This window comes from Elusimicrobiota bacterium (genome assembly GCA_016182905.1).
Taxonomy (GTDB): domain Bacteria; phylum Elusimicrobiota; class Elusimicrobia; order UBA1565; family UBA9628; genus GWA2-66-18.
The window spans coordinates 24,366-30,849 of the sequence record JACPFR010000048.1 but is presented as its reverse complement, the minus strand read 5'-3'; the positions used below and the strand labels follow the sequence as shown (position 1 = coordinate 30,849).

The 6,484-nt window shown below is 63.6% G+C and carries 7 protein-coding genes; 6 read left to right on the top strand and 1 reads right to left on the bottom strand.

Translation table 11 applies throughout. The annotated features are described in order from the left end of the window. Positions 1–464: transposase (locus HYV14_14640; GenBank protein MBI2387227.1), on the bottom strand; the 464-nt coding region annotated here is incomplete at its 3' end. A gap of 203 nt (positions 465–667) precedes the next feature. Here HYV14_14640 and HYV14_14635 point away from each other — a divergent pair. The 6 genes from HYV14_14635 to HYV14_14610 all read left to right on the top strand — a co-directional run bounded on the left by HYV14_14635 (position 668) and on the right by HYV14_14610 (position 6,453). Further along, positions 668–1,903, top strand: a complete 1,236-nt coding sequence (locus tag HYV14_14635; protein ID MBI2387226.1) for a hypothetical protein — start codon at positions 668–670, stop codon at positions 1,901–1,903. A gap of 79 nt (positions 1,904–1,982) precedes the next feature. After that, on the top strand, positions 1,983–2,303 hold the full coding sequence (locus HYV14_14630; GenBank protein ID MBI2387225.1) for a hypothetical protein: 321 nt from the start codon (positions 1,983–1,985) through the stop codon (positions 2,301–2,303). A 74-nt stretch (positions 2,304–2,377) separates the two neighbouring features. Then, entirely contained in the window at positions 2,378–3,616 is a 1,239-nt protein-coding gene (locus tag HYV14_14625; GenBank protein MBI2387224.1) for an IS256 family transposase, read from the top strand. 219 nt (positions 3,617–3,835) lie between these two features. Then, positions 3,836–4,318, top strand: coding sequence for a hypothetical protein (locus tag HYV14_14620; GenBank protein MBI2387223.1), 483 nt, complete (start codon positions 3,836–3,838; stop codon positions 4,316–4,318). Then, positions 4,315–4,755 (top strand): hypothetical protein, encoded by a 441-nt coding sequence (locus HYV14_14615; protein ID MBI2387222.1) that lies wholly within the window; start codon positions 4,315–4,317, stop codon positions 4,753–4,755. The genes HYV14_14620 and HYV14_14615 overlap by 4 nt, the downstream gene beginning before the upstream one ends. A gap of 270 nt (positions 4,756–5,025) precedes the next feature. Beyond that, a complete protein-coding gene (locus tag HYV14_14610; protein MBI2387221.1) occupies positions 5,026–6,453 on the top strand; it encodes a DUF2867 domain-containing protein in 1,428 nt (475 codons plus the stop codon). Positions 6,454–6,484: the final 31 nt, after the last annotated feature.

Here is a 6,484-nt window from a genome sequence, read left to right as displayed (position 1 = left end):
GGTGACTTCCGCGAGCTTGACCTCCGCCGGGGATGCCGAGTCCAAGTGAACTCCGAGCGGAGTACCCTGGCCATCAACCAGAACCATAAGCTTCGATCCCTTCCCGCGTTTGGTTTTGCCGACTTTGAGTCCCCTTTTTTGGCGCTGAAGAAAGTGCCGTCCAGGAAGCACTCGTCCCAGCGTACTTGGCCGCGTTCGTTGAGCTGGGCGAGGAAGGTCCGCCAGAGCTTCTCCAGCGTTCCATCCTTGGTCCATTGTCCCAGCCGCAGATGGACCGTGCTCTTCTTGCCGTATCGGGGCGGCAGTTCGCTCCATTGGGCGCCGGTCCAAAGAATCCAGAGGATACCCTCGAAGCACTTGCGGTCGTCGGCCCAAGGCCGGCCGCCCTTCGGAGCGGCTTTGCGAGGAGGAAGCTGTTTGCTGACTTCCACCCATTGCTTCTCGGTCAATTCTCGCCAGGCCATGCGCCGTCTCCCTGCTGAACAGGCATTCCTCGGCGGAAGAAGCAATCATGCAATTTTCAGCAGGGTTGTTGGATGACTTCTAATCACAGTATCTCTGTAGCTCGGGGAATCGGCCCCGGGGTATCCACGATCCGGCCTCAACCGGATGAGTCCAGGGGAAGCGAGCGTGCTCGCTTCCTCGTTTTTATTGCCGAAGGGGTCAAATGAAACGCCACCTATCGATTCTTGTCGTTGGCCTCTCTCTTTTCGGAGGACGAAGCTTCGCGCGTGAACCGCAAGCTCCCCCGCCTCCGACCGAGCGATCATCTCCGGCCGGATCGATTGGCAAGGACCCACAGAGCGGCTCGATCTTCGTCGGACATTACGGTGAGACCATCGAGCTGCCGCATAACTGGACCGCCGAGGCGGAACTGCGCGACGAAACGGAAGCGGTTTATTTCCACCGCAAATCCCATGATGATTTCGGGTTCAGGCCGTTCCAACCGAAAAAGGCGGACTACAAGCCTGAGAGCTTCACGCCGATGGGGCTCGTAGAGCTCGTTGTCATCCCCAAAGACGCCCCCGGCGGACTGCGAAGTCTCAAGGCGATCCGGGCCGCTAAGGAATCCGAGTTGAAGCAGACCGGCGCCGAGTACAAGATTTTCAACGGGGGCGGAGATTGGCCTCTGACTGCCTTTCATGTCGAGACGATTAGGCCTTACAAGTTGTGGCAGACATACGCGGAGTCTCCGAACGAGTTCTATATCCTCACGATGGGTATCAGTTTGAAGCGCGGCGACGACGGATTCGACCAGGAGCGAGCACTTTCCCACCAATCTGCAATGCAAGTCCTGGCGCGGTCGTTGAGTGATTACTTGCGCCTCGCGCACGAAAGGACTCTCGGTGGAAAACTATTCAGGTTCCGGAGGGGATCCGCCGACGGATTCATATCCGATTTCAAAACCTTGTTCGGAGATCCGCCGTGGGTGCCCAAGATATTGGGGGCGGTTGGGGCGCTCCTGGCGATCCTCACTCTGTGGCCGGGAACGACGCAACTCACCCGCCGGTTCCGATTCTTCGGCCGAAGCTTGCTGGCTTTCGCCCTTCTCACCGGGCTCGCTGGTTTTCTCGCCGTATTCCTTCCCGCTCGTTTCTGCGACGCCTCCTGGAACTCGGATGAGATTCCCGCGCTCATCCCGGTTCTGCTGATTCCCGGAGCCAGTTGGGCGGCGGCGCGCGCGTTCGGCAGCGCTCGCCCGCTGAGGGTGCTCGCCCTGACCGGAATCGTCGCGGCGGCATGGACCGTCGCGATTTTATGGGGTGCGGATTTGAAGAATCTGGATGAGGCCGTCATCGTGGCCCTCAACAACACGTTCATTCTTTGCTTCGTCGGCCTGACATTCGGAATCGCTTACTGCTTTGGATTTGGCCCGCTGACGAACGACGAGAAAACTCGATGAAACTCGCGGTATTGCTCGCCTCACTCGCTTTGTTTCGCATGCCTGCCCAGGCCGCGGTCTGACGTCGGAGCTCTACCATGTGAAGCCGACCCATGAAGACGAGATCACGATCGGCCAGCCCGCCGAGGCGGACATGCAGTATATGGCCGGATTGAAAGCGACCTGGGGCCCCGAGGTGACCGACTCCGGCCCCGGCGTCAAGCTCGCGGTACGCATCGACGGTTCCGACGGCAAGCCCCATTTCATGGGCGCGACGAAAATGGATCCCTACAAGCCGGAAGGGCGGTTTGCCGTGACCTTGCTCGATGGTCGAGTTTTAATTTCGAAAGATACCTTCCAAATTGCCGTGGACAAGAAAAACCTGGGGTTTGGCACCGTCCCGTTTCCTGTGGAAATTTAAAAGCGTAACCTCTGGTTGAGAAAGCCGTACAACCACGCCAGTTTGCAGCTGGCGAACCAGGAGGTTACGCTCACATGAAGTCTATCAAGGCCGTACCCGTCCGTACAACCGCCGTGGCGTTGCCGTTTTCGATGGACGTCCTCAGCGAAGTCGCTCGTGACCGCGTCCGCCAGGCCCTGAGCCTGGTCGCCCAGGAAGAACTGACCGCTTTCCTCGGCGCCGGCATCTACGCGAGAACCGAGACGTGCCGCGGCTACCGCAACGGCACCAAGACCCGAACGCTGACCACCTCGTTCGGCCCGACGGAACTCGTGGTGCCGCGAGCGCTCGTCTTCGACGGTGAACGACACCGCGAATGGCAGTCGCAGATCGTCCCGCGCTACGCCCGGCGCACGCGAGAGGTGGACGCGGCTCTACTGGGCCTTTACTTCGGCGGCGTCAACACGCGGCGGGTGAAGCAGGCGATCCGGCCGCTGCTCAAGAACTCGCCGCTGTCGAAGTCGTCGATCTCGCGCGTGATCGTGCAGCTCCAGGCGTATTTTGAGAACTGGAGCCAACGGAATCTGTCCCGCGAGGATATCCGCTACATGTACCTGGACGCGACCTTCATGCCCGTCAGGTGCGGCGGCAAGACCGAGCGGCTGCCGATCATGGTCGCCATCGGCGTGCGCGGCACCGGCGAGAAGGTGCTGCTGAGCCTGGCGGTCATGGGCGTTGAAAGCACGGCGGCCTGGAGCGGGTTCGTGACGGATCTCGCCGACCGCGGGCTCAAGCGCATGGAGCTGGCCATCGTGGACGGCAACAAAGGGCTGACGCGGGCGCTTCTGGAGCTGTGGCCGAATCTGCCGATCCAGCGCTGCACCGTGCACAAGCTCTGGAACTTGCTCGGGCACGCGCCGAAGTCGCTGCAAGGCGAGGTGAAGGCCGACTACGACGCGATCATCAACGCCGACGGCATAGAGCAGGCGAAGGCGGCGTACGGCGCGTTCATGCGCAAATGGAGCAGGAAGGCCGAGAGCGTGGCGAGATCGCTCGAGGACGCCGGGATGGACCTGCTGACCTTCATGCGCTTCCCAAAGAAGCAGTGGCGCTCGCTGAAGACCACGAACATCGTCGAGCGCCTCAACCTCGAGTTCCGTCGCCGCACGAAGACGCAGGGCGTGTTTCCGACGCAATCCTCGGTTCTGGTGCTGTTGTTCGGGCTGGTCGCCTCGGGGATGGTCCGGATGCGCAAGATCGGCGGCTACGAGACGATGCAAACCGGCGTGCCGTCCGTTGAAGCCGTTTCACTCAAGGCTTTAGCCGTGGCGTAAGATGAAATAGGAGACACCGATCGAGTAGAATCAGGAACTCAACCAAAGGCTACGACAATTTCCACAGCTTTCGGGACGCCGCCGGGGTTTCTCGCCCATATCATTTATCACGAAACGCGCCACTATAATCGTCTGTCCTGGAAGGATAAATCCGGGAAAAACCGCAGTTGGGCGACTCCGGACGAGGAAGAGAGAGACGCCTATAAGGCCGATGCGGCTATGGGACGTGTTTTCGGCCTGAAAGATAAGGAAATCGAGGAACTCAATTCGCAGTATAGAGATTACGATAACGCCGTGAAAACCGGGAAGCCGATCATAGACGTTCATCTTACACCCGAGCAGGAAAACGCCTGGAAAATTGAGTACGAACAGCGGCAGATTAACCTCGACGACGAATTCAGGGCATTGGCGAAGGACGTCGAGGACGAGACCGCGCGGCAGCTGGCGCTGCAGGATCGAGAACGTGCGGAGAGGGAGCGGCTTGCCCGAGAGGCGCAGGCGGAGCGCGAGAGACAGGCGCGTAAAGCTGAAGAAGAGCGCCTCGCGCAGGAACGCGCCGCAGAGGCCATGTGGCAAGAAAGGGACGCCGCCGCCGCTGTATGCGGCTATTCCCCCGTATATCAGCGAAGTTCCGGAATTTTTCTGTGGTATTCGGCTCAAAATGAGCTCGGATTTTTAAGGCAACCACCACCGCGAGATTGACCACGAACGAGTATCGGATCGCATTTCTTCTCCGCCGCGCCTGCTATGGAGCCGTGCACGATTCCGAGCACAATCCGCCGCGCGCATGCAATGATGCCGCCCGGCTCATTTACCCGTTCGCGGTCCAGGACCATGGCGCGGCCAAGCTGGACGCAATGTTTGGTCCGGACAGAGGCGACCGGGCGTGCTTATACCACATCATCGCTCAGTCGAGCGGGATCACCGATACGGCCTCGTTCGATAAGCTCCTCGCCAAATATCAAAAACAGCTGGCCAAAGAGAAGCGTGAATACGATAAGCGATGGCGCTCCCCCTCCCCCCCGCGCGGCGATGACGGCTCCCCCAGGGGTGAACGCCCGCCGCGCGAGGACAATCGAAGACCGGATCCGGACCATGACGAAGTTCGTCGGCGTATCGGTGGCCCGTTCCGTCCGTGAAATGGAAGCCCAACGGTAGCCCTGATGCCAAAGTGCGTTTTTCGGACCATGACTACCACCGTCTTGGAGCTACGTGCCATGTCCCGACCGTGGAAGGCGCCAAAGACATCGTTATCGGTTTCAAGCGGCCCGAGGGGACTTACTCTGAACTTTATTTGACGGACAAATCCGGCGTCCTGCGCGCCACCGCGATCTAGGAACCCAGCGGTCTCGTCAGCCGCTCATGTCCCGATGCTCACAGGCGCAGTGTAGTAGACTCTCGCTCAACGGATGAAAACGTTTCTGGTGACGGGCGCGACGGGCTACGTGGGCGGGCGGCTGGTGCCGCGCCTGCTCGGGCCGGGGCGCGCGGTCCGCGTCCTGGTGCGCGATCCCGGCCGCGTCGTGGGACGGCCCTGGGCGGACGGCGTCCAGGTCGTCCGCGCGGACCTAGGGACGGGCGAAGGGCTGACGGAGGCCCTGCGCGGGGTGCACACCGCCTACTACCTCGTGCACTCGATGTCCGGCGGCGGGGACTTCGCCGGGCACGACCGGGAGGCCGCGCGGCGCTTCGGCGCGGCGGCGCGCGAGGCCGGCGTCGCGCACGTCGTCTATCTGGGCGGGCTGCTGCCGCGGGCCGCGGCCTCGGAGCACCTGGCCAGCCGCGCCGAGGTGGGCGCGATCCTCGCCGCGGCCGCGCCGACGACCGAGCTGCGCGCGGGACCCATCGTCGGCTCGGGCTCGGCGTCCTTCGAGATGGTGCGCTACCTCACCGAGCGCCTCCCCCTCATGCTCGCGCCCGGCTGGATCGACCACGAGGTCCAGCCCATCGCCGTGCGCGACGTGCTCTCCTACCTGACGCTGGCGGCCGACCTCCCCCCGTCGGGCGTCGTCGACGTCGGCGCCGGCCGCCTCACCTTCCGCGGCATGGTGGAGGCCTACGCCGAGCTGCGCGGCCTGCGCCGCGTCATCTGGACCGTCCCCGCCCTGATGCCCCGTCTGGCCGCGCGCTGGATCGGGGCGCTCACTCCGATCCCGAACGCGCTGGCCGTGCCGATCGTCCAGGGGATGATGCAGGACCTGGTCGCCGACACGCGCCGCGCCCGGGAGGTCTTCCCCGGCGTCGTCCCGCTCGATTACCGCACCGCGGTCTCCCTGGCGCTCGTGCGCGTGGAGAAGGGCGAGGTGGAGACGCGCTGGAGCGGCGCTTTAGGCCACGGCCCGACGGCGGAGCTCGAGGATAGCGAGGGCCTGGCGCGCGAGACGCGCTCGCGCCTGGTGCGGGCCTCGCCCGAGGCGGTCTTCCGCGCCTTCAGCGGCGTGGGCGGCGACCGGGGCTGGCCCGCCTGGGAGTGGGCGTGGATCGCGCGCGGCGCCCTCGACCGCCTCGCGGGCGGGCCGGGCCTGCGCCGCGGGCGGCGGCATCCCGACGAGATCCTCCCCGGCGAGGCCCTGGACTTCTGGCGCGTCGAGGCGGCCGAGCCCCCGCGCCTGCTGCGCCTGCGGGCCGAGATGCGCCTGCCGGGGCGCGCGTGGCTGCAGTGGGAGGCCTTCCCCGAGGAGGGCGGCACCCGCCTCGTGCAGACCGCGCTGTTCGCGCCCGACGGCCTGCTCGGCACGGCCTACTGGTACGGGCTGTACCCGTTCCACCAGTTCATCTTCTCCGCCATGGTCGACGCGCTCGCCCGCCGGGCGGAGTCGACGGGGAACGGCGTTTAAACACAAGGACACAGAGAAAAACGGAAAGAAT

Coding starts and splice junctions, on each gene's coding strand:
- HYV14_14610 (MBI2387221.1), top strand. CDS start 5,026: ATGAAAACGTTTCTGGTGACGGGCGCGACGGGCTACGTGGGCGGGCGG.
- HYV14_14625 (MBI2387224.1), top strand. CDS start 2,378: ATGAAGTCTATCAAGGCCGTACCCGTCCGTACAACCGCCGTGGCGTTG.
- HYV14_14620 (MBI2387223.1), top strand. CDS start 3,836: ATGGGACGTGTTTTCGGCCTGAAAGATAAGGAAATCGAGGAACTCAAT.
- HYV14_14635 (MBI2387226.1), top strand. CDS start 668: ATGAAACGCCACCTATCGATTCTTGTCGTTGGCCTCTCTCTTTTCGGA.